This is a genomic window from Sphingorhabdus sp. EL138, from assembly GCF_945882965.1.
GTDB lineage: Bacteria > Pseudomonadota > Alphaproteobacteria > Sphingomonadales > Sphingomonadaceae > Sphingorhabdus_B.
The window spans coordinates 40,516-62,457 of sequence record NZ_CAMCWY010000014.1 but is presented as its reverse complement, the minus strand read 5'-3'; the positions used below and the strand labels follow the sequence as shown (position 1 = coordinate 62,457).

Below are 21,942 nucleotides of genomic sequence, written 5' to 3'. Positions count from 1 at the left end.
GGAGATAGGTCCACGGCATAGGCTATCGTTAGTGCTGCAATGCCTTGACAATGTCTTCACACATCTTCTTCGCATCGGCGAGAAGCATCATCGTTTGATCCATGTAGAACACGTCATTGTCAACGCCCGCATAGCCAACGCCGCCCATGGAACGCTTGACGAAGAACACTGTCTTTGCCTTGTCCACGTCAAACACCGGCATACCGTAAATCGGCGACGTCTTGTCGGTTTTCGCCGCAGGGTTCACAACGTCGTTGGCACCAATGATGAAGGCGACATCGGCTTGCGCAAATTCGCTGTTGATATCCTCAAGCTCGAAAACCTCATCATAAGGCACCGATGCCTCGGCCAACAAAACGTTCATATGGCCGGGCATACGTCCCGCAACAGGGTGGATGGCATATTTTACCGAAACGCCCTGTTTCTTCAAAACATCTGCCATTTCGCGCAAGATATGCTGCGCCTGCGCAACCGCCATGCCGTATCCAGGCACGATGATAACGCTTTCGGCCTGTTGCATCATATAGGCTGCATCTTCGGCAGAGCCGCGTTTCCATGGACGCTGCTCCTTGGCTTCGCCGTTGGAGACAGCCGCCTCCGCGCCGAAACCGCCTGCAATAACGCTGATGAAGCTGCGGTTCATGGCTTTGCACATGATGTAGGACAAAATCGCGCCCGAAGAGCCCACCAATGCGCCTGTTATAATCATCGCCGTATTATGCAGCGTAAAGCCCATGGCGGCGGCGGCCCAACCGGAATAGCTGTTCAGCATCGATACCACGACGGGCATATCCGCGCCGCCGATAGGAATGATGAGCAAGAAGCCAATGAGGAACGCAAGCGCGGTAACGGTCCAGAAAATCCAAGGGCTTTGGTCAACAGTGAAGTAGCCAATGAGGCCAAGGATCGCCGCCAAAGTGCTCAGGTTAATCACATGGCGAAGCGGCAAAAGGATTGGCGCGCCCGACATTTTGCCCGCCAGCTTAAGAAACGCGATGACTGACCCTGAAAAGGTGATTGCGCCAATCGCTATGCCCAAGCCCATTTCAACACGGCTGACCGGGTTTATAAGGCCATCTGCGCCGACAATGCCAAAGGCAACGGGGTTGAGGAAGGCGGCGGCAGCCACCAGCACTGCGGCCATACCAACGAGGGAATGGAACGCAGCAACAAGCTGCGGCATGTCGGTCATGGCAATCTTGCGTGCCGTAACCCAACCAATGCCGCCGCCGATGGCGATTGCACCGAGGATTTCAGGCAAGGACGCAACTTCATGCGTGACTAAGGTCGTAACCACGGCAATCAACATACCGGCCATGCCGAAGCGGTTACCGCGTTGCGAGGTTGCTGGCGACGATAGTCCGCGCAGCGCCGATATGAAAAATACGCCCGAAATCAAATAAGCGAGCATAACCCAAGCGGGAGGAGCAACATGTTCCAACTTAACGCTCCTTTTTCTTGTACATGGCCAGCATGCGCGCCGTAACCGCAAAGCCGCCAAAGATATTGACGCTAGCCAAGGCGACCGCAATCAGGCCAAGCCACTTGGCAGTCGTTGACCCATCTGCCGCCGCCGCGATCAACGCACCGACGATAATGACTGAGGAAATCGCGTTCGTCACCGCCATCAACGGCGTGTGGAGCGCAGGTGTTACTGACCAGACAACATAATAGCCCACAAAACAGGCCATCACGAAGATGGATAAGATTGATATAAAGTCCATACTTTCCCCCTACGCCAACAGGCGTTCATTCACGACCTTGCCATCTTTGGTCAGGCGAATTGCTGCGGTAATTTCATCGTCATCTGGCAACGCAGGCGCCCCAGTTTCCTTGTTCCAAAAAGCGGAAAGGAAATTGAACAGGTTGCGTGCATAGAGCGCGGATGCGTCCGCCGCCAAATGCGCTGGCGTGTTGCTATAGCCAACGATTTTCACGCCATGTTTGATGACAATTTCGTCGGCCTTCGATCCTTCGACATTGCCGCCTTGCGCGACGGCAAGGTCGAAAATGACGGAACCCGGCTTCATGCTCGCGATCTGCGCGTCAGACACCAAACGCGGTGCCGGGCGGCCCGGGATCAACGCGGTTGTAATGACGATGTCCTGCTTGGCGATATGCGCAGAGACCAATTCGGCCTGCGCTGCTTTATATTCGTCGGACATTTCGGTCGCATAACCGCCAGCGCCCTCGCCTTGTATTCCGGCGACATTCTCTACGAAAATCGCTTTTGCACCCAAGGATTCAATCTGCTCCTTGGTCGCCGAGCGCACGTCGGTTGCCGACACCTGAGCGCCTAAGCGGCGCGCGGTGGCAATCGCCTGTAGCCCGGCCACGCCAACACCCATGATGAACGCCCTTGCCGCGCTAATGGTGCCGGCAGCGGTCATCATCATTGGAAAGGCGCGGCCGTAAACTGACGCGGCCTCAATCACCGCCTTATATCCCGACAGGTTTGACTGCGACGACAATATGTCCATCGATTGCGCGCGCGTGATGCGCGGCATGAATTCCATCGCAAGCGCTTCTACGCCTACCTTGGCATAAGCATCCACCCGTGCACGCTGCCCAAAGGGGTCAAGTCCGGCAACCAACCATGCACCGGGCTTCATGCCCTTCAGCGCCTTTGGATCTGGTCCCTGAACGCCCAAAACAATGTCCGCATCCTTCAGGACGGAAGCCAGTTTCCCCACAGAAGCGCCGGCATTTGCATAATCGCCATCACCAATGGAAGCCCCTGCGCCTGCTTCATTTTCGACCGAAACCGTTGCGCCAAGCGCAATGAATTTCTTGACGGTTTCAGGGGACGCAGAAACGCGGGTTTCGCCGGGAGTGGTCTCCCTCAGTACAGCAATCTTTGCCACTTAAGCAGCACGACTTGCGATGATCAAAACCACGACAGTGGTAACAATCGCGGTAGCAACTGTACCCCATTTGAAAAAAGTGACGAAACCCGCATAGGTTTCCTTTGCGGGTCCAAGGTCATGATCGTTTGTCAAAACAGCCTCCGTGTAAGATTATATTACCCGACCGCCTTAACTGGTGATTTTCCAATGCTCAAGCACGATGAACAAAGAAAATATCATGACTGCTTAATTAGCTCTTTACCCATTTGCGTTATCACCCCCATCTGGAAGATCCGCATCGCAGTCGGACATGACGGCAAATGGGTGAAAGAGCTTGCGTTTAAAACGTCTCGACCTTGGGACCAGCGACGCCAAGCAAAGCTTGCGTAATCCAAAAGCCGACCAGCGAAGCAGAGCCTGTCAGAAATGTTCCCCAAATGATGTCGAGGATGGTGACTTTCGTGCTCCACACTTTTAACGTGGCATAATTGGTCAAATCATAGGTCATATAGCAAAAGAAGCCCAACAAAGCGCCCCAAATGAGCGCGGTCTGCCACTTGCCAGTCAATAACGCTGGCCCGACAGCGAAGATCATCATGCCCAAAATATACAGTAGGTAAAAAATGATGGCCGGCCCTAAACGGAAACCATTCTTCATCATCATTTCGCCAATTTCTGGCTGATACAGCCGCGTGTACATGGTCCGCAGCCAGACGCTGTCGATGACCGCAAACGCGATGCCAGTGGCGATGTACCCAATGATATATTTCATCAGCATTTTGAAACTCCTTTTGACGGAGCGAATGTGCCCGTCATTGGGCACAGGGTCAAGGCAGCCAAATGGCTGTAGATTATATAGGCGCCGTCAACGCCGCATCGCGAAGACCACGCCAGACGTGCATAGCCTGCACGGTTTCGGCAGCATCATGGACGCGGACAATATGTGCGCCTTGCTCCACTGCTTTCATAGCAAGGAAGATGGAACCGCCAAGGCGATCTGTTGCCTCCACCTCATTCGAAAGCGCGCCAATCAATCTTTTGCGGCTTGCGCCAAATAATAAGGCGCAACCCAATCCATGATAGATTGCCAGATTGTTGATGATCGCCAGATTATCGGATAGTATTTTTCCAAAGCCGATACCGGGATCGACCAATATTGTTTCCCGCGCCAACCCTGCGGCTTCGACATCGGAAACCCGCTGTTCAAGCCAGTCGAACACATCGTATACGACATCATCATAATTACCGTCTTTATGCGGGTCGCTGCTTTGGCTCGGGGCGTGCATTAGGACGACAGGAACCTTGCTTTTGCGGGCGACTTCGACGGCGCGGTCGTCGTATAACAGCGCCGAGATGTCATTGATCATCGTCGCGCCAGCTTGCAATGCACCATCCATCACAAACGCCTTGCGCGTGTCGATGGAGATTGCAGCCCCAGTTCCCGCCAACCTGCGGATCAGCGGCGCGACGCGATTCAGTTCGTCGCCTTCCCAGACCAAAGGCGCACCGGGCCGCGTAGACTCTCCGCCAATGTCAATGATGGACGCACCAGCGCTCAACATCGCGACAGCCGCTTCAGCCGCAATTTCCGGATCTACATTCTTGCCACCATCCGCAAAACTGTCTGGGGTCGCATTGATAATCGCCATGACATGCGGTTGATCAAGCCTAATCATATGCGCGCCCAACTGCAATGCAGCGCGGGGAGCGGTTATGCGGTCAAGCAGCAACGCGCATCTTTCGCGGGCAGACTGCGGAAGTGCCGCCACAAAAGCATCCCATTGGCCTACGGGCACCACCTGCCGCTGCGTCGATATTATGTCGCGCGTGATATATTCGATTTGTGAGAACCACAGCATGGTTCCTGCCAAACGCAAGCCTTCACCTTCGTACCGCTGGGGACTTTCAACAAAGCCTGTGGGGCGAAGATAAATTTTTGTCACGGCTCGGTTGCGAGCAAATAGGTTTGGCGCAGGTCGTCAATCGGCTTCATTGCCCCATCGGCGGCGGCATAGTGCCAATAGGTCCAACCGTTGCAACTTGGCGCGTTTTGGATGCTCGAACCGACTTTGTGGATCGATCCGTCCACGACGCCGCACAGGATAGAGCCATCTGCGCGCACCATCGCTTCAAACTGACGCTTGCGGTCAAACAATTTCGTACCCGGCTTGAGATAGCCAGCCTCAACCAATTGGCCAAAGGCAACCTTTGGCGCAGACTTTGGCGACTGCATGGTTTTGATGGCGCTTTCGTCAAGTGGCAATGCCGCTGCAATCCGCTCCTCAGCGACATCGCAATAGACGGCCTCACGCTCGCAGCCAATCCAGTCACGGCCAAGACGCCGCGCAACCGCACCAGTTGTGCCCGTCCCAAAAAACGGATCAAGTACAACGTCACCTGGCTTCGTACAGGCCAGCAATATGCGATACAATAAAGCCTCAGGCTTTTGCGTCGGGTGGGCCTTCACACCATTGCGCTTCAACCGCTCTTGCCCGCCACAAATCGGAATCAACCAATCGGATCGCATTTGAAGTTCGTCATTCAACGTCTTCATCGCGCGATAGTTGAAGGTATATTTCGACTTCTCGCTTTTCGATGCCCAAATCAGCGTCTCGTGCGCGTTGGTAAATCGCGTGCCCTTAAAATTGGGCATTGGATTGGCTTTACGCCACACGATGTCGTTCAGAATCCAATATCCAGCGTCCTGCACCGCCGTGCCAACGCGGAAAATATTGTGGTAACTGCCAATGACCCACAGCGAGCCGTTCGGCTTCAATATCCGCCGCGCCTCAGCCAGCCATTCGCGGGTGAATTTGTCATAAATCGCAAAGCTTGCAAATTTGTCCCATTCATCGTTGACGGCATCGACCTTGCTATTATCCGGGCGCAACAAATCTCCGCCAAGTTGCAAATTATAGGGCGGATCGGCAAAGACCATGTCGATGGAGCAATCAGGTAAGGAGCGCATTGCCGCAATGCAGTCCATCCGCAAAATCTGATTACGCGGCAGTTCATATACCGGTGCCAGCTTTGCTTTTGTGGCTGGCCTAATTTTATCAATAACACCCATTGCCTGCTCCCTTTGGCGCTTAATAAGCTGCGATGAGTCAGCAAGGCCCTTGGGTCAAGGTCGTTGATGGTTGGGGATTCTTCAGAACAACAGGCATTATGCCTTGCTGTAAGCGGAACGAAACGAGTCTGGCACAATATGTGGAGTCTTGCGAATCTGGGTAGACTCAACCCCTAGTGGTGTTACCCGAAGGACTCACTGCCCAAAAAAAATTACAGCAAAAGCAGTTGGGCGACTGGCGCGAAGCTTTTCCGGTGTAACGGCGTCGGACCATGCTCGCGCAGCGCGGCTAAATGGTCAGGCGTGCCATAGCCTTTGTTTTTTTCCCAACCATATTGCGCATGCTGCTGGGCGGCGGCACACATCATCCGGTCACGATGTTCTTTGGCGATAATTGACGCTGCTGAAATGCAGGGTTCTATGGCGTCACCGCCGACTATCGCACGCGCCGTCCAACGCCATTCGCGGCATCGGCCCATTGGCGTCATGTTCCCATCCACCAGCACTTCAAGCGGATCAGAACCAAGTTTCGCGCACAAGGCATCAACCGCCAGGGTCATGGCGAGCATTGTTGCGCCAAAAATGTTCAGGCGGTCAATATCCTCGACTTCGACTACACCCACCGCCCATTGGCAACGGCGCTTAATCGTGGCTTCCAACTCCGCACGGCGCGCGGCGGTGAGTTTCTTGCTGTCATCCAACCCCGAAGGCTTAGGTTTGCAAAGCAATACAGCCGCCGCAACGACCGGCCCCGCAAGCGGCCCGCGCCCCGCCTCGTCGACGCCGATAATCATATCCGCCAAGCAGGATAGCGCCTGTTTTCGCCTGCTTTATATAAGCAAACCATGTTGCCCGCAGGATCCAGCAAACGCGCCTCACGCCAGCCCCAGCTTTCATCCTGTGGCAATTGTTCAAACGCAAAGCCTTGGCTAGCCAGCTCCGTTACCCATGCGTCGAGGCGTTTGCTTTCAAAGTATAATATGGTCGATGTCGCGATATCGTCACGTTGATATATAGAAAAGGTAACGCCATTGGGCGCTTGGAATCGTGCATAGCCATTGGATGGGCTATCAACGATTAACGCAAGTCCAAGTGCCTTATAAAAATTGACGGACGCCGAATAATCGCGGCAACCCGCAGTCACATGGTTGAGCGACGGGCCAGATACCATAGCGTCCTCACGCACCGATTGATGCCCCATGGGGCCATGACCCTGCCCAAGCCCTGGCGCATCGCGCAGCGCGAGCCGCACGAACAGGCGCGCGCGCTCTATTGCGGGGACAAGCTCCATCCCCTGCCCAAGACCCGTTGCGATGGCCGTCGCCAATGTGCACCCGGTGCCATGCGTGCTGCGCGTGTGTATACGCGCATCGCGCCAACTTTCACTCTGCCCCGGCGCGAGATGCAATGCGTCGATGATATCATCCCCTTCCGCATGGCCGCCCTTTAGCAACAGCGGAAACCGCCGCGCGCGCAACGCATCCATACCGCCCAAAGCTTCCAACTCTGGCAAATTGGGCGTTGTCAGCGTGGCAAGCCGCATCAGCCGTTCAAACGCGGATATGGTATCCGCATCCGCCAAAACCGCACCGCTCGTCGCGACCATGACCGGGTCGAATATAATCGGAAAAGAATGGTAACAAAGGCTGTCTGCCACCGCATGCGCGGTGTCCGCATTGCCAATCATCCCGATTTTGACAGCGTCCACGCCAATGTCGCTGACGACCGCGCTAATTTGGTCAATCACCATCTGCGTTGGAACCATATGCACGGCATCGACGCCCAGCGTGTTTTGTGCGGTAATCGCGGTCACTGCTGTCATGGCATGGCCGCCAAGCATGGTCACCGTTTTGATATCCGCCTGAATCCCTGCGCCGCCGCCGCTATCGGACCCCGCGATAATCAAAATGCGTGCAGCCGCGCCTTTGGTCATCAGGATGCAGCAGCCCTGACCGCGTCGCAAATGCCATCAACAATACGCTCAACCTGCGCCGCGTCATCGCCCTCGGCCATCACACGGATAACGGGTTCAGTCCCCGACGGGCGGATCACCAAACGGCCATTGCCCGCCAGCTCGCCCTCGGCCTTTGCAATGACGGCCTGAACATCTGGGTTATCAAGCGGCTTGCCGCCGGAAAAGCGAACATTTTTAAGCAATTGAGGGACAGGATCGAACAAGTGCAGCACTTCACTCGCTGTCTTCCCGCTGGCGACAAGCTCAGTCAGCACCTGCAGCGCCGCTATGGTGCCATCGCCCGTCGTTGCGTGGTCCAACATGATCATATGGCCCGATTGCTCACCACCAAAATTGATGCCGTACTTACGCATTGCTTCAAGAACATAGCGGTCACCCACTTTCGCGCGAATAAGGCGCAAGTCCTGTGTTTCCAGATAGCGTTCAAGGCCCAAATTGGACATGACCGTGGCAACAATTCCGCCGCCCGTCAGCTTACCACTGCGGTTCATGGCCCCGCCCAGCAATGCCATGATCTGATCCCCGTCTACGACGCGTCCATGTTCGTCCACAACGATTAAGCGATCAGCGTCGCCATCAAGCGCAATGCCGATATCCGCGCCCGCTGCGACCACGGTTTCCTGCAACGTCGCGATATGCGTTGATCCGACCTTGTGATTGATATTCTTGCCATTGGGTTCAATGCCGATAGACGTCAGTTTTGCGCCCAATTCCCAAATCGCGGTCGGCGCGACTTGATAGGCCGCACCATTGGCGCAATCGAGCACGACGTGCAAACCGTCGAACCGGATATGTTCTGGCACGGATGCCTTTACCGCATGAATATAGCGGCCCCGGCTGTCTTCAATGCGCCGGGCACGGCCCACATCAGCCGCGTCCGCCAAAGCAAGCGGTGCATCCAGCAAAGCCTCAATGGCTAGTTCGTCCGCATCCGACAACTTAAAGCCATCGGGACCGAATAGCTTGATGCCATTATCCTCATACGGGTTGTGACTGGCCGAAATCATCACGCCCAGATCCGCGCGCATCGACCGTGTTAGCAAGGCTACGGCAGGCGTTGGAATCGGGCCAAACTGGACCACATCCATACCAACGCTGGTGAAGCCAGCCACTAAAGCATTTTCAATCATATAGCCGGACAAGCGCGTATCCTTGCCAATCACGACGCGATGCCGGTGTCCACCACGCAGGAAATGCGTGCCAGCTGCTTGGCCGACTTTCATCGACATTTCTGGTGTCATGGCACCGACGTTGCTGCGCCCCCTGATGCCGTCCGTTCCGAAATATTTGCGCGCCATTTGCGTTCCTGCTCTTTTGCGGTTGTTCAACGATTTGTCCGCACGGTGATGCCTCTCCCTTGCATAGGGAGCGACGGGCTGGCAAGACCCGATGCTATGTCTAACGCTACACGTATTCTCCTCGCCCTTGCCATCGGGCTTGCCCTTGGGATTTTCGCCGCTGCGATAGTTCCTGCCATTGGTACACAAATCGCCTATTGGCTCGATATCGTCGGCTCCTTGTGGCTTAACGGCCTTCGGATGACCGTCGTGCCGCTGGTCGTGGCGCTGCTGATTACCGCTATTGTCAAAAGCGCCGAGGCGGCGCGCGCGGGTCCCGTGGCTGCGCGGACCGTCACGTGGATTGTCGCCATGATGGGTCTTTCGGCGACCATGGGCGCCCTGCTGACGCCGACATTGCTGTCGTTATGGCCGATGCCATCGGAAAGTGCGGCAGCATTGCGTGCGGCACTTACAAGCGTTCCAGCGGTGGCAGAGCAGCAGCCGTTGCGCGACTTTATCGTCGCACTGGTGCCGACCAATCCTATTGCGTCTGCAGCAAATGACTCGATCCTACCGCTTCTGATCTTCACTTTAGTATTTGCCTTTGCGATAACCCGTCTCGCGCAAGCCCCAAGGGCGCAAATGGCCGGATTTTTCAGCGCGCTCGCCGACGCCATGGTTATCGTCATTGAATGGGTGTTAAAACTCGCACCAATCGGGGTATTTGCCTTGGCCTTTGTCGTTGGCGCTCGGTCGGGGCTCGCGGCACTGGGCGCAGTTGCCCATTACATCGTCACGGTTTCCATCGTCGGCATTATCGTCGGTGGCTTTGCGTATCTGGTCGCGGTGTTTGCCGGTAAGGTCCGCTTTACCGAATATGCGCGGCAGATCGCGCCGGTGCAGGCGTTCGCAGTGTCGACACAATCGTCACTCGCAAGCTTACCGCTAATGTTGAAAAAGGCAGAGGCGCTTGGTGTGCGCGAATCGACCGCTGGCTTGGTTCTGCCTATGGCCGTGGCTTTGTTGCGCGTCACTGGCCCGGCTATGAATTTGGCTGTCGCGCTCTATGTCGCGAACTGGTTTGGGGTGGAGCTCAGCGGCTTTGACTATGGCTTCGCAATCTTCATCGCTGCGTTAACCTCCATGGGCGCGGTCAGCCTGCCGGGCTCGGTTAGCTTCGTGACGTCTATCGCGCCTATCTGCTTGGCGCTTGGTATTCCGATTGAACCTTTGGCCCTGTTGATTGCTGTTGAAACACTGCCTGATATTTTCCGCACAACTGGCAATGTGCAGATGGACGTGGCGCTTGCTACGGCCATAGAGGCATCTGAAAAGGATAAAGCCGATGCAATATCGTGAACTGGGCCATGGGTTAAAAGTATCCGCACTCGGCGTCGGCTGCATGCCCATGATCACGGGCGGCAACATCACTTATGGCGAAGCTGCCGACCCGGATGAGGCGATCAAGACGATCCACCGTGCCATAGACCTTGGCATCAACTTTTTCGACACCGCGCAGATTTATGGACCGTTCCAGAATGAGGAACTGGTCGGCCAAGCCATTAAGGGCAGAAGCGACGGCCTCATCATCGCCAGTAAATTCGGCTTCAAATTTGATGGCGGGAATATTGTTGGCGTCGACGGTTCAGCCATGAATGCCAAAACGGCGGTTGAAGGCACGTTGAAACGCCTCAGCATCGATTGCCTTGACCTATATTATCAGCACCGCGTCGATCCCAATGTACCGATTGAAGAAACCGTCGGCGCGATCGCGGACCTAATCACCGAAGGCAAAATCAAGCATATCGGCCTATCCGAGGCTGGTCCGGAAACGCTGCGCCGCGCCGCTGCTGTTGCGCCGATTTCGGCGTTGCAAAGCGAATATTCGCTATGGGAACGTGATATTGAAGATGACATTTTGCCGACGTGCCGCGATTTGGGTATTGGTTTTGTGCCTTACTCGCCGCTCGGTCGCGGATTTCTCACAGGTACGTTCAGAAGCCTTGATGAACTGCCCGAAAATGACTGGCGGCGGCAGGACCCGCGTTTTCAGGGTGACAATTTTGCCGCGAACCTAAAAATTGTCGAGGTTGTGGGCGAAATTGCGGCGAAGCATCATGCGTCACACGCACAAATCGCGCTGGCATGGATTTTGGCGCAAGGCAGCGATATCGTTCCGATCCCGGGTTTCAAGCGCCGGGCGACGATGGAAGATAGCGCGATGGCTAGCGACATTGCGCTTGATACTGATGATCTTGCCAAGTTGGATGCAGCCGCCCCGCGCGGTGGCACATCGGGTCCGCGTTATGGCGAGCGGGGTATGAAAATGGTTCGGCTTTAAAAGTCGAACCAGCGGAACAGGCCGGCGCCGGGCACGCCCCAATATGGGTGCGCCCATGTCGCGAGAGCCCAGATCAACGCACCTGCGACCCAAGGGCCAATGCCCACGCGCAACAATGCGGCGGGACGGACAAAGAAGTATGTGCGGCGTAGCCACTGTGCCCATTGCCCCCCCATCAGGTTGCGCTTTTTTATCTCCTGCGCCTTGGAACCCACCAAAGCCAAGAAGATAAGACTACCTGCAAAAATGAAGTTGTCGATGCGCGGCGCAACAAGAATATGCCCCGCTCCCCATAAGGCAAAACCCCACATCATCGGATGCCGTGTCGCCTTAAACACCCCAGAGGGCGTCTGTGCGGCCAGTGCGGCAGGCACGCCGGGAAGCGACGGGTTGCGGATGAACGAGCCTGCAAACAGCACCGCCGCAAATAGGGTAAGTAAGCTCGCAAATATCCAGACGACGTCGCCCACAGGCCAAAGACCATCGGCCTTGGGTGCGCGTCCGAACGCGATAATCATCCCAACAAATGTAATCAGCGATATGGCCGAATAAAAAGCCATAAAACCGTTCGCCCCAAACCGGCTGACAAGAATTGCGCGCAACGGATGCGACATCAGAAAATGGCTGCCGACGAACAATAAGCTCGCGGAAACCAATGTTAGATAATCACCCAAAACGCCACCTCCCGCCGCTGAATAAACGCGCTAATTACACCCTTAAAAAATCAACGATCATATGCCTTGGGCAAATCACCTTCTGTGGGACGCGCATAACGGTCACGCAGGCGATTCTGACGGTTGGCGAGCGGTTGTTCAATACCGTCGATGATAACCGCAATAGCTGCACTCGAAAGCTCAAGCGGGTCGCCATCCCAGACCACGACATCTGCCGCCCTTCCTGCCTTCAAGCTGCCAAGGCGGTCGCCAACGCCCATGATCTCGGCAGGAACCGAACTAATCGCGGAAAAAGCCTCATCCCAGGTCAGACCCGTTGCACCTGGCACATATTGCAAGCCCACAATATTGCCCGCATATTGCGTTGTGTAGCGCAATTGGTGCGAATCCCGGTCGTTGATCATGCCAATGGCAACCTGAACACCGGCGTCTTTCATCCGGCCAATATTGCTTTGCGTCGCCCCCAGCATTTCGAATGTTGCGGGCAAATCATTGAGAGCGGACGCGACGACAGGAATGCCAGCCTGCGCAAGCTCGCGAGCAACCCGCCAACCTTCGCTCACGCCCACAAACACCATTTTAATCGCGGGGAATTCCCGCTTTAACTCCATCAGTCGAAGCATGTCATTTGCGCCTTCAACATGTATGAGCAAACGGGTTTCACCTTTAAGGACGGACAACAACGCCTTGGCATCCTCAGCCTTCAACAAATCATCATCAAAGGTGCCACGCCCTGCGGCATAATCTTGGGCCTCACGCAGCATGGCGCGGAAGTGCAGATGCGTTCCCGCACGGCTTCCACCCGCAGACGCAGCGCCATCTTCACCGAACTCGGCAAACTGGAACGCACGGGCTTTCGTCACCGGATTACTATCCGCACCCAGATCGGCAATCGCGCCCTGCCCTGCAAATATGTTGTCCGCAGCCTCTGGTGCAACCACAGCGCGGGTCACACCTGCCGCACGGTTGATGGCGAAGGATGAACGAAACGGATCAATCGCAGGTGCAACATCGATAGCTGCGGAAAAACCGCTTTTACCGCCGCTTTTGTCGTTTGTACCGTTAACGGCATCAACCTCAGATAGGCCAAGCCGTGTGAAGCCAGCAAAAACGCCCGGCGTTACCCAGTTGCCCGTTGCGTCAATTTTGCGGGCACCCGCGGGCACGGCAACATTTGCGCCTGCGGCGATGATTTTGCCGTCGCGGATAACCACAGTGCCACGTTCAATCGGCGCGCTGCCATCCCCGACCACGACGCGGCCACCTGTGATGGCAATGGTTTCGGCGGCAATGGGCGTTGCAAAGGCTGCCACAGCAGAGGCGGCATATAGGAAATGCCTCATTTCACATCTCCTTCACCGGGTTGGCCAAGCTCAAAATCGCTGACCGGACGTATTTTGGGGTTGCTTGCATCAAACATTAACGCACCATCAATCCACACCTTGTCTGGTCGGGCGTAGACGCTCAACGGGTTGCCGTTCCACAATACGACATCGGCCATTTTACCAGCCTTCAAGCTCCCTGTTTTGTCCGATATGCCTAACGCCTTAGCAGGGTTGTATGTCAGCCATTTGATGACTTCGGCATCGCTAATGTTGAAACCCATTCGACGGCCATCGGCTTGCGCCTTTGCCGCTTCTTGGTTCAAACGCTGAATCTGGTTTTCATCGTCGGAATGGATGATGACGCAGGCACCCGCATTATGCAGAATTGCGGCGTTTTCAGGAATGGCGTCATATGCCTCCATCTTGAAACCCCACCAATCGGCCCATACCGCCGAACAGACTTTATTGTCGCGCAACAGATCAGCGATTTTATAGCTTTCGACCGCATGGTGGAATGTCGATACCTTATACCCAAATTCCTTGGCCATATCGAGGACGAGCGCCATTTCGTCAGCGCGGTAGCAGTGGTTCTGGATCGAGATGTCACCATCCAATACGCCAGCCAATGTTTCCATGCCGAGGTCGCGGGTATATTCTTTGCCGCTATCGCGCTTTTTCTTATATTCCTGCGCCTGGATCCAAGTCTGCCGGTTCACGGCGATATTGCCCATGCGTGTTGACGGCATCCGGCCTTTGGATCCGTAAACGCGCTTGGGATTTTCACCGCAGGCCATTTTCAAACCATAAGGCGCGTCGGGAAACTTCATACCCTGCACCGTGCGGGCATAGACGTTTTTCAGGACAACGGACCGGCCGCCCATCAGGTTTGCCGAACCCGGCAATACCTGCAACGCCGTCACGCCACCATTTGCGAGCGCACGGCTGAAACCGGGGTCTTGCGGCCATACGCTATGTTCTGCCCATACTTCAGGTGTCGTGGGCGATGTCGCCTCATTACCGTCGCTATGCGCCTCAACCGATGGCGATGGATAGTTACCCAAATGGGAGTGAATATCGATGATGCCCGGCGTCACAAACTTGCCGGCTCCATCGACCACATTTACGCCCGGCGGAATGATCGTATCCGGGCCGCCAACACTGCTGATCTTGCCGCTGGTCATAAACACCACGCCATTGTCAATCTTGCCGCCTTCGCCATCATATATAGTGACGTTACGAATGGCCGTCGCCACGCCGGGATAGGCCTTATATGTTGACGGAAATGGCGCCGGGACCTTTTCCGCTGGCGCCGATGCCGGTGTGGCCGAAGCGGTCTTTGGACCGTCGGCGTTAGAGCACGCCATCAGGGCCAGTGGGGCGGCCAGTATCGACCAGAGCAAATTGCTCTTCATATGCTTATGCTGCCTTTTCTTCTGCAGTGTCTTCGTCCTTAAGCGTGTCAAGGTGCATCAGTTTCTTGATGAGCGGCGAGATGACTACAACGGCCACGCCGACGCCAATCGCGATCCAGCCAATCTGGCTATAGACGGCCATAACGACTTCACGCCCTGCGCCTTCGCCAGATGCCGCTTCTGATCCCGTTGCCGAGGCAATCAGGCCCGCAACAAAGTTCCCAGTTGCCGATGCAAAAAACCATGTTCCCATAATCAACGATGCAAGATGTGCAGGCGCAAGCCGGTTCATCGCACTTAGACCCACAGGCGACAGGCACAATTCACCAGTTGTGTGGAACAAATAGATCAGGAAGATGAACAATACAGGCACCATGCTGTCTGCACCCGCCGCAGCCGAACCCGCCACGAGGACCAGAAAGCCTATGCCCAACTGAACAATGCCAAGGCCGAATTTTGCCGTAGCCGATGGCTCAAGCCCCTTGCGGCCAAGTGATGTCCATAGCCATGCAAACAATGGAGCAAGCAGAACGATGTAGATGGCGTTTAAGGATTGGAACACTGATGCTGGAACGCCCGCGCGATCCACATGGCGGTCGGTAAACAGGTTTAAAGAAGAACCTGCCTGTTCAAATAAGGCCCAGAACAGGATCGAACCGATAATCAAGAACATCGCCGCAAAAATGCGGTCGCGGTCGTGCGGTTCAAGTTTACGCACCGCTGTCCACAAAACATAAGCAATGAGAATTGCACCAGCGACGCCAAGCAATGTGCCAACAACGCTTTGGTTTTGCACCAACCACCAGCAAATGACGACAGCCACAAGGCCGACAAGATATAGCAGCCATTCCAGCTTGATGCCCAAAACCGTCTTGTTCAACGCCTCAGGGTTTAACGGCTCACCGCGACCAAGCAGCAACGGCTTAAAAACGATAAAAACAATAAGGCCAAGCAACATGCCTACGCCCGCTGCGCCAAAGCCATAAGACCAGCCATAGGTCTCGCCCAGATAGCCGCAGAGCAGCGCTCCAAGCGCAGCGCCAAGGTTAATGCCCATATAGAAGATGGTATAGGCACCATCACGGCGCACATCGGTACGTGGATAAAGCTGCCCGACGATGACCGAAATATTTGCCTTCAAAAAGCCCGAACCGACGATGATAAACGCCAATGCGAGCCAGAAGATGTTCAGCGACGCTGCATCCTGGCCTCCAGCACCTTCAAAGCCCATGAGGAAGTGGCCAAAGGTTAGCAGAACAGCGCCATAGGTGACGGCCTTTCGCTGCCCAAGATAGCGATCCGCGAGGTAACCGCCAAGCACAGGCGTGATATACACCAAAGCAGTATAGGCCCCGTATATGACGCCGGAATCTTCATCCGAAAACAACCAGTGTTTAGTCAAATAGAAAATCAGCAGTGCGCGCATCCCGTAATAGGAAAAACGCTCCCACATCTCAGCGAAGAATAATACAAAAAGACCCTTGGGATGGCCAAGCAATGTCCCAGCTGCATCGCCTTCTTGCGCATATGATGTCGCCATCGAGCGAACCCCTCATCTTTGTTATGTTTAAAATCCCGTTAAATGGGACGATCGTGCCGGAACCTACCGAAAAAATTGCGCGTGTGAAGAATTTTATTGCCGAAAGGGTCGAATTTCGTCGAAGGGAGTGGAATGTTCAACGATCTTTCGTCTGTCACCGCCTATCTGGAAACCCGCCGCTCTGGAAAACCACGCGATATGGTCGCCCCCGGCCCCGACAGCGCGACGCTTGACCTGATCCTGCAAACGGCGATGCGCACCCCCGATCATGGCAAACTATTCCCGTGGCGTTTTGTCGAGATCACTGACCGCTCGGCCTTTGCGGACCTGTTGAAAACAGCATTCTGCGCCGCGAACCCGGATGCGCGCCAAGTGCAAATTGAAGCTGCTGTTGCGTCTGCTTACATGGCCCCAACGCTTATAATGCTGATTTTTTCCCAGCAACCAAGCCTGAAAATTCCGCTGTGGGAGCAGCAGATGAGCGTTGGCGCGGTGGGTATGAATTTGCTCCACGCGGCGCATGCGCATGGCTTTGTCGGCAGCTGGATCACAGGATGGACAAGCTATGACCCTGTGGTGCACGCGGCCATTTGTCAGGGCGAGGAGCAGATAGCGGGCATGTTCTTCATTGGTACCCCAGCGCTTGGCTTGGATGAACGCCCACGCCCCGTGCCAAGCGACATCATCCGTCAATGGCCATGACTATATAGTTTCCCCCATGCTTGACGCGCCATACTGTATTATGGCAGTGAGCATGTGATGAAAAATGATGCAAAGCCAGTCTATCTAAAATTACGCGACGTGATCACTGCGGCGATCCTAGACGGCAATTATAAAGAGGGCGAAATGCTGCCCTCCGTGCGAGCTTTTGCAGCCGTTCAGGGTGCAAATCCGCTGACCGTGGCCAAGGCCTATCAGTTATTTCAAGACAGCGGCTTGGTCGATGTCAAACGTGGCGTTGGCCTGTTTGTTGCCCTGGGCGCCACGGCAAAGCTGCGGAGTTTTGAGCGGGACAATTTCGTTCAGAATGTTTGGCCCGATGTAAAGGCACAGATGCAGCGCGCAGGTATTGATCCTTCAGAGTTACTCGCGCTGAACTAGGCCATGAGTTAGCTTCAGGCACTTTGGTCAAAGGTAAAAGGCGACATACCGCGTTCGCGTTCATTGAATACCAGCACACGGCCAGCGGGCGGCGCACTTCTTTGGGGACATTCCGGCCGCGTGCACGCTGAACAGCCAAGGCCAATCGCCGTCGCTCCGCCATTTTTAAGGTCCAACCCACGGGCAGCGGCCAAAGGCGCGGCAAGCTGTGCGTCCAAGCCAAGGCAAATCGCAAATTCTGCCTCCACGTTGCCGCTCACCGCAGTTTGCGGGTGCACTGTACGCGACAAAGTGAACCAACGACTGCCGTCCTCTAACTCCACCAGATGCGGCATAAGCGTCCCGGGCCGCGCAAACACATTATGCACATGCCATAAAGGACACCGCCGGTCGGTCGCCACCAATGGCGATGCGCTCGCACCAGCATAACGTTTGCTGCTTTGCCCTGCCCTATCAATGCGCAACATGAAAAACGGCAAACCGCGTTGGCCCACACGCTGCAACGTGGTCAGGCGGTGGGCGATCTGTTCAAAGCCTGCGCCAAAGCGTCGCTGCAAAAGCATGATGTCGTATCCCGTGGCGTCGCAGGCGCGCAGGAACCGCGCATAAGGCATCATGACAGCAGCGGCGAAATAGCTGCTTAAATGGCGCCGATAGAGCCGTTCAGCAGCCCGTTCCGGGAAGGATGCACCGGCGACGAGTGCATCAATCTCCGCCTTTGCCTCCAGAATACCAAGCTGCAACGCGGCTGCAAAGGTGCGGCTGGCGGGGTCAAGCAGTTCGGACAATTGCAGCTGCCGTGCGTGCAGGTCGAGGCGGCGGAGCCTGTCTGGCATTACGTCAAACGGCAAAATGCGGATGGAAAGCTGATGCTTTACGCGCAGCCGTTCGGTAATCGCGCCATAAAGGTCCGCATTGGCGAGGCGCAGTTCGTCCGCAAGGGTCTCCGCTTGAGAGTCCAAATCGGCAAAATGGTTGCGCCAGCGTTCAATCTCGCGTCGCGCCGATGCAATGGCTTCAGGCTCAATCTGTGCGCCGCCCCCTGCTGCGCTCGCCCCGCCGTGGGAGCCGCCCGAAAGACGGTCAAACGCCCGCGCAAACGCCTCGGCCGCATCCGGGCTTGCGGCAATCCATTCTTCGACCTGCGCCCGGTCAACGGCAAGGTCAGCAAACATCGGATCGCTTAACCGACGCCGGATAGCATCAACGCCGCCACCCGGCGTTGCACCCTTCAATGTGCGCGGATCGAAGTCATAAGACTGCGCCAGTTTCAATAACAAGGTCGCGGTCAACGGCCGTTGATTGCGTTCAATCAGGTTGAGATAGGAAGGCGAAATCGCAAGCCCATCCGCCATTGCCCCTTGGGTCAGACCATAAGCGCGGCGGATCCTTCGCACGGCATGTCCTGCAAATAGTTTCTCTTCAGCCATAGATCTCGTGTCAATAAAATTACAACATTACAAAGTAACGATACGGTTTAACGACGATAACACAATAAATATTACAAAATTGACTCGGCTTTTCTGCGGCAGTGGCGGAATACCTCGAAATCGAGCAACACGACTGAAGGAATAGAAAATGTCATATCAGACACTGATAGCCACAAACAGCGCGCAAATTGCCGCGCACAACGGAACGTGGGATTCCATCAGCGCTGAATCCGTCGCGCGGATGCAGTTGCAAAACCGCTTCCAGACGGGTCTCGACATTGCACGGTACACCGCCAAGATCATGCGCGAAGACATGGCTGCCTATGACGCAGACCCCGCGCAATATACGCAATCGCTGGGTTGCTGGCACGGGTTCATCGCGCAGCAAAAGATGATCTCCATCAAGAAGCATTTTGGCACCACCAAGAAGCGTTATTTGTATCTGTCAGGTTGGATGATTGCCGCATTGCGCAGTGAATTTGGCCCCCTGCCCGACCAGTCTATGCATGAGAAGACAAGCGTTCCTGCGCTGATCGAAGAACTCTACACATTCTTGCGCCAAGCCGACAGCCGCGAACTCAACATCCTCTTCCGCGACCTTGACGATGCGCGTGGACAGAATGACACCGCCCGCGCCGCCGCCATCATGGAGAAGATCGAAAACCATGAAACCCATGTCGTACCCATCATAGCGGATATCGACGCCGGGTTCGGCAACGCAGAAGCGACTTATTTGCTCGCAAAGAAGATGATCGAGGCAGGTGCATGTGCGCTGCAGATCGAAAACCAGGTCTCGGATGAAAAGCAGTGCGGCCACCAAGACGGAAAAGTTACCGTGCCCCATGAGGATTTCCTCCAGAAAATCCGCGCATGCCGCTATGCCTTCCTTGAACTTGGCGTTCCAGAAGGCATTATCGTTGCACGCACTGACTCGCTTGGCGCTGGCCTCACCAAGCAGATCGCCGTTTCAACCGCCGCTGGCGACTTGGGCGATTTGTACAACAGCTTCCTTGATTGTGAAGAAATCGACCCCGCCACCGCGCAAAATGGCGACGTCATTTTGAACCGGAACGGAAAATTGCTGCGTCCAAAGCGTTTGCCATCCAACCTGTTTCAGTTCCGCTCTGGCACTGGCGAAGATCGTTGTGTGTTGGATTGCATTACGTCGCTTCAGAACGGCGCCGACCTTATCTGGATCGAAACGGAAAAGCCGCACATCGAACAAATCGCCGGAATGGTTGACCGCATCCGTGAAGTCGTTCCCAATGCAAAGCTGGCCTATAACAACTCGCCAAGCTTCAATTGGACGCTGAACTTCCGTCAGCAAGTGTTTGATGCATGGTCTGCCGAAGGTCAGGACGTCTCGGCCTATGAACGCGCGAACTTGATGAGCGCAAGCTATGATGAGACGACGCTTGGGATTGAGGCGGATGTCCGCATCCAGAACTTCCAGCGCGATTCGGCAAAGCGTGCAGGCATTTTCCACCACCTCATCACGCTGCCAACATATCATACAGCGGCACTTAGCACCGATAATTTGGCCAAGGACTATTTCGGCGAAATGGGCATGCTTGGCTATGTCGCAGGCGTCCAGCGCAAGGAAATCCGTCAGGGCATCGCATGCGTCAAGCACCAGAATATGTCGGGCTCCGACATTGGTGATGATCATAAGGAATATTTTGCCGGTGAAGCTGCACTGAAGGCAGGCGGCAAAGACAATACAATGAATCAATTTGGTCAAGGCGCGTAAGGAGCGATCAATATGGGTGAGCCACCACGCGCACGTGCCGTCCTTTCTACCGAGGACCTAACGCTGCTTCGCCAAGCATTGGTACATTATCTTGAGGTCATTCAGGACAAGCCTGAATCGGTAAAATTTGCTCGGCTGTATCACCGCCTTGGTAGCGCTGGCGGCAAATAGACCTACCCGTTTTCCGTGTTTTCCTGGGGAGGAAAAACGCCTAACCGCCGGCAGCAATGTCGGCGGTTTTTTATCCCTCGGTGCTAGAAATGGACTGCTATTGCGCCGTCCAACCGCCATCAACGGACAGGTTTGTGCCAGTAATCGCGCTCGCCTCATCGCGGCACAAAAACACCGCGAGCGCGGCTAATTGATCCACCTGCACAAATTTCTTCTGCGGCTGGTTGGCAAGCAGTACATCGTTGATAACTTGATCCCGCGTTAGCCCGCGGGCTTTCATGGTATCGGGAATTTGGTTTTCGACCAACGATGTCCAGACATAGCCCGGGCAGATATTGTTCACTGTGATGCCTTGCGTAGCCACCTCAAGCGCAACCGTTTTGGTGAAGCCAGCAAGGCCATGCTTTGCGGCATTATAGGCCGATTTGAACGGCGATGCGACGAGGCTGTGCATCGACCCTGTATTGATAATACGGCCCCAACCCTTTGCCTTCATCGCGGGCAAGGCGGCCTTTGTAGTGTGAAATGCCGAGGACAAGATGATGGACAGGATCGCATCCCATTTGTCGTCGGGAAATTCGTCAACCGGCGCGACATGCTGGATTCCGGCATTATTAATCAAAATATCCGGAGATCCCAATAGGTTGGTGCATTCGGAGACCATAGCCCGGATGCTGTCGGGTTGAGTCATGTCGGCCGCGGAATACTGCGCCTTTCCGCCGCTTACCTTGCTGAGTTCGTCAACATAGCTTTGTATCAGGTCGGCATCACCGAACCCGTTTATCATCACATGTGCACCCTGCGCGGCTAACGCACGGGCATAGCCCAACCCAATACCCGAGGTTGAACCCGTGATGAGTGCTGTTTTGCCTTTGAGGAACATATGAGCATGCCTTTGCATTGGGGTCTGGACGTATTGATGACGCTGTCTTGCGCAATGCGACGCTAAACGCAATGTTCCATAAGGACAATATGCGGCGTAACGACCGTGAGCCAATCAGAAACGCAAGTAACCCTTGCGCGCGCA

The 21,942-nt window shown here is 55.3% G+C and carries 22 protein-coding genes; 6 read left to right on the top strand and 16 right to left on the bottom strand.

The window, feature by feature from the left end; all coding sequences use genetic code 11:
- Positions 1-28: 28 nt before the first annotated feature.
- From Q0N43_RS07830 to glmM, 10 genes are all read right to left on the bottom strand, one after another.
- The gene (locus Q0N43_RS07830; protein WP_295444948.1) at positions 29-1,441 is read right to left on the bottom strand and encodes an NAD(P)(+) transhydrogenase (Re/Si-specific) subunit beta; all 1,413 of its coding nucleotides are present in this window, start codon (positions 1,439-1,441) and stop codon (positions 29-31) included.
- A 1-nt stretch (position 1,442) separates the two neighbouring features.
- A complete protein-coding gene (locus Q0N43_RS07825) occupies positions 1,443-1,724 on the bottom strand; it encodes an NAD(P) transhydrogenase subunit alpha (RefSeq protein WP_295444945.1) in 282 nt (93 codons plus the stop codon).
- A 9-nt stretch (positions 1,725-1,733) separates the two neighbouring features.
- Entirely contained in the window at positions 1,734-2,864 is a 1,131-nt protein-coding gene (locus Q0N43_RS07820; protein ID WP_295444941.1) for an NAD(P) transhydrogenase subunit alpha, read from the bottom strand.
- Complete coding sequence (locus Q0N43_RS07815) at positions 2,865-2,999, bottom strand: aa3-type cytochrome c oxidase subunit IV (RefSeq protein ID WP_295444938.1); 135 nt, start codon at positions 2,997-2,999, stop codon at positions 2,865-2,867.
- A gap of 187 nt (positions 3,000-3,186) precedes the next feature.
- Positions 3,187-3,624: a DUF2177 family protein gene (locus Q0N43_RS07810; protein ID WP_366845955.1), complete on the bottom strand. Its 438-nt coding sequence runs from the start codon at positions 3,622-3,624 to the stop codon at positions 3,187-3,189.
- Between the two features lie 73 nt (positions 3,625-3,697).
- On the bottom strand, positions 3,698-4,789 hold the full coding sequence (gene folP, locus Q0N43_RS07805; RefSeq protein ID WP_295444936.1) for a dihydropteroate synthase: 1,092 nt from the start codon (positions 4,787-4,789) through the stop codon (positions 3,698-3,700).
- Complete coding sequence (locus Q0N43_RS07800; RefSeq protein ID WP_295444933.1) at positions 4,786-5,916, bottom strand: DNA methyltransferase; 1,131 nt, start codon at positions 5,914-5,916, stop codon at positions 4,786-4,788. Before Q0N43_RS07800 ends, folP begins: the two co-directional genes overlap by 4 nt.
- A 212-nt stretch (positions 5,917-6,128) precedes the next feature.
- Positions 6,129-6,710 carry a ribonuclease HII gene (locus Q0N43_RS07795; RefSeq protein ID WP_295444985.1) on the bottom strand — a complete coding sequence of 194 codons (582 nt, stop codon included), beginning with the start codon at positions 6,708-6,710 and terminating at the stop codon, positions 6,129-6,131.
- Positions 6,707-7,849 (bottom strand): bifunctional hydroxymethylpyrimidine kinase/phosphomethylpyrimidine kinase, encoded by a 1,143-nt coding sequence (thiD, locus tag Q0N43_RS07790; protein WP_295444930.1) that lies wholly within the window; start codon positions 7,847-7,849, stop codon positions 6,707-6,709. The genes Q0N43_RS07795 and thiD overlap by 4 nt, the downstream gene beginning before the upstream one ends.
- A complete protein-coding gene (glmM, locus tag Q0N43_RS07785; protein ID WP_295444927.1) occupies positions 7,849-9,189 on the bottom strand; it encodes a phosphoglucosamine mutase in 1,341 nt (446 codons plus the stop codon). Before glmM ends, thiD begins: the two co-directional genes overlap by 1 nt.
- 96 nt (positions 9,190-9,285) lie before the next feature.
- Here glmM and Q0N43_RS07780 point away from each other — a divergent pair, with 96 nt between their 5' ends.
- On the top strand, positions 9,286-10,530 hold the full coding sequence (locus Q0N43_RS07780) for a dicarboxylate/amino acid:cation symporter (RefSeq protein WP_295444925.1): 1,245 nt from the start codon (positions 9,286-9,288) through the stop codon (positions 10,528-10,530).
- Positions 10,517-11,512 carry an aldo/keto reductase gene (locus Q0N43_RS07775; RefSeq protein WP_295444922.1) on the top strand — a complete coding sequence of 332 codons (996 nt, stop codon included), beginning with the start codon at positions 10,517-10,519 and terminating at the stop codon, positions 11,510-11,512. Before Q0N43_RS07780 ends, Q0N43_RS07775 begins: the two co-directional genes overlap by 14 nt.
- Here the strand turns inward: Q0N43_RS07775 and Q0N43_RS07770 are convergent.
- From Q0N43_RS07770 to Q0N43_RS07755, 4 genes are read right to left on the bottom strand one after another with little or no spacing between them, the layout of a single operon-like run.
- Positions 11,509-12,186 (bottom strand): NnrU family protein, encoded by a 678-nt coding sequence (locus Q0N43_RS07770; RefSeq protein ID WP_295444920.1) that lies wholly within the window; start codon positions 12,184-12,186, stop codon positions 11,509-11,511. The two genes, Q0N43_RS07775 and Q0N43_RS07770, sit on opposite strands and share 4 nt — an antisense overlap.
- A gap of 50 nt (positions 12,187-12,236) precedes the next feature.
- Positions 12,237-13,529: an amidohydrolase family protein gene (locus tag Q0N43_RS07765; protein ID WP_295444918.1), complete on the bottom strand. Its 1,293-nt coding sequence runs from the start codon at positions 13,527-13,529 to the stop codon at positions 12,237-12,239.
- Positions 13,526-14,923, bottom strand: a complete 1,398-nt coding sequence (locus tag Q0N43_RS07760; protein WP_295444915.1) for an amidohydrolase — start codon at positions 14,921-14,923, stop codon at positions 13,526-13,528. The genes Q0N43_RS07765 and Q0N43_RS07760 overlap by 4 nt, the downstream gene beginning before the upstream one ends.
- A gap of 4 nt (positions 14,924-14,927) precedes the next feature.
- Complete coding sequence (locus Q0N43_RS07755) at positions 14,928-16,463, bottom strand: peptide MFS transporter (RefSeq protein WP_295444911.1); 1,536 nt, start codon at positions 16,461-16,463, stop codon at positions 14,928-14,930.
- A 132-nt stretch (positions 16,464-16,595) separates the two neighbouring features.
- Between Q0N43_RS07755 and Q0N43_RS07750 the strand changes: the two genes are divergently transcribed.
- Both Q0N43_RS07750 and Q0N43_RS07745 read left to right on the top strand, forming a co-directional pair.
- Complete coding sequence (locus tag Q0N43_RS07750) at positions 16,596-17,165, top strand: nitroreductase (RefSeq protein ID WP_295444908.1); 570 nt, start codon at positions 16,596-16,598, stop codon at positions 17,163-17,165.
- Positions 17,166-17,222: 57 nt separating this feature from the next.
- Entirely contained in the window at positions 17,223-17,564 is a 342-nt protein-coding gene (locus tag Q0N43_RS07745; RefSeq protein WP_295444905.1) for a GntR family transcriptional regulator, read from the top strand.
- Positions 17,565-17,578: 14 nt separating this feature from the next.
- Here the strand turns inward: Q0N43_RS07745 and Q0N43_RS07740 are convergent, their stop codons facing one another.
- On the bottom strand, positions 17,579-18,994 hold the full coding sequence (locus Q0N43_RS07740; RefSeq protein ID WP_295444902.1) for a short-chain fatty acyl-CoA regulator family protein: 1,416 nt from the start codon (positions 18,992-18,994) through the stop codon (positions 17,579-17,581).
- Between the two features lie 148 nt (positions 18,995-19,142).
- On the opposite strand from Q0N43_RS07740, the gene Q0N43_RS07735 reads away from it, so the two are divergent.
- Both Q0N43_RS07735 and Q0N43_RS07730 read left to right on the top strand, forming a co-directional pair.
- Positions 19,143-20,744: an isocitrate lyase gene (locus Q0N43_RS07735; protein WP_295444900.1), complete on the top strand. Its 1,602-nt coding sequence runs from the start codon at positions 19,143-19,145 to the stop codon at positions 20,742-20,744.
- A 12-nt stretch (positions 20,745-20,756) separates the two neighbouring features.
- Positions 20,757-20,915 (top strand): hypothetical protein, encoded by a 159-nt coding sequence (locus Q0N43_RS07730; protein WP_295444897.1) that lies wholly within the window; start codon positions 20,757-20,759, stop codon positions 20,913-20,915.
- Between the two features lie 97 nt (positions 20,916-21,012).
- Here Q0N43_RS07730 and Q0N43_RS07725 read toward each other — a convergent pair whose 3' ends face one another.
- On the bottom strand, positions 21,013-21,798 hold the full coding sequence (locus tag Q0N43_RS07725; protein ID WP_295444983.1) for a 3-hydroxybutyrate dehydrogenase: 786 nt from the start codon (positions 21,796-21,798) through the stop codon (positions 21,013-21,015).
- Between the last annotated feature and the right edge of the window lie 144 nt (positions 21,799-21,942).

Bases quoted from the DNA above. Each gene is read 5' to 3' on its own strand.
- glmM (WP_295444927.1), bottom strand. From the start codon at position 9,189: ATGGCGCGCAAATATTTCGGAACGGACGGCATCAGGGGGCGCAGCAAC.
- Q0N43_RS07780 (WP_295444925.1), top strand. From the start codon at position 9,286: ATGTCTAACGCTACACGTATTCTCCTCGCCCTTGCCATCGGGCTTGCC.
- Q0N43_RS07825 (WP_295444945.1), bottom strand. From the start codon at position 1,724: ATGGACTTTATATCAATCTTATCCATCTTCGTGATGGCCTGTTTTGTG.
- Q0N43_RS07750 (WP_295444908.1), top strand. From the start codon at position 16,596: ATGTTCAACGATCTTTCGTCTGTCACCGCCTATCTGGAAACCCGCCGC.
- Q0N43_RS07730 (WP_295444897.1), top strand. From the start codon at position 20,757: ATGGGTGAGCCACCACGCGCACGTGCCGTCCTTTCTACCGAGGACCTA.
- Q0N43_RS07755 (WP_295444911.1), bottom strand. From the start codon at position 16,463: ATGGCGACATCATATGCGCAAGAAGGCGATGCAGCTGGGACATTGCTT.
- Q0N43_RS07740 (WP_295444902.1), bottom strand. From the start codon at position 18,994: ATGGCTGAAGAGAAACTATTTGCAGGACATGCCGTGCGAAGGATCCGC.
- Q0N43_RS07725 (WP_295444983.1), bottom strand. From the start codon at position 21,798: ATGTTCCTCAAAGGCAAAACAGCACTCATCACGGGTTCAACCTCGGGT.
- Q0N43_RS07765 (WP_295444918.1), bottom strand. From the start codon at position 13,529: ATGAGGCATTTCCTATATGCCGCCTCTGCTGTGGCAGCCTTTGCAACG.
- Q0N43_RS07745 (WP_295444905.1), top strand. From the start codon at position 17,223: ATGAAAAATGATGCAAAGCCAGTCTATCTAAAATTACGCGACGTGATC.
- Q0N43_RS07800 (WP_295444933.1), bottom strand. From the start codon at position 5,916: ATGGGTGTTATTGATAAAATTAGGCCAGCCACAAAAGCAAAGCTGGCA.
- Q0N43_RS07760 (WP_295444915.1), bottom strand. From the start codon at position 14,923: ATGAAGAGCAATTTGCTCTGGTCGATACTGGCCGCCCCACTGGCCCTG.
- Q0N43_RS07810 (WP_366845955.1), bottom strand. From the start codon at position 3,624: ATGCTGATGAAATATATCATTGGGTACATCGCCACTGGCATCGCGTTT.
- Q0N43_RS07735 (WP_295444900.1), top strand. From the start codon at position 19,143: ATGTCATATCAGACACTGATAGCCACAAACAGCGCGCAAATTGCCGCG.
- Q0N43_RS07795 (WP_295444985.1), bottom strand. From the start codon at position 6,710: ATGATTATCGGCGTCGACGAGGCGGGGCGCGGGCCGCTTGCGGGGCCG.
- thiD (WP_295444930.1), bottom strand. From the start codon at position 7,849: ATGACCAAAGGCGCGGCTGCACGCATTTTGATTATCGCGGGGTCCGAT.
- Q0N43_RS07775 (WP_295444922.1), top strand. From the start codon at position 10,517: ATGCAATATCGTGAACTGGGCCATGGGTTAAAAGTATCCGCACTCGGC.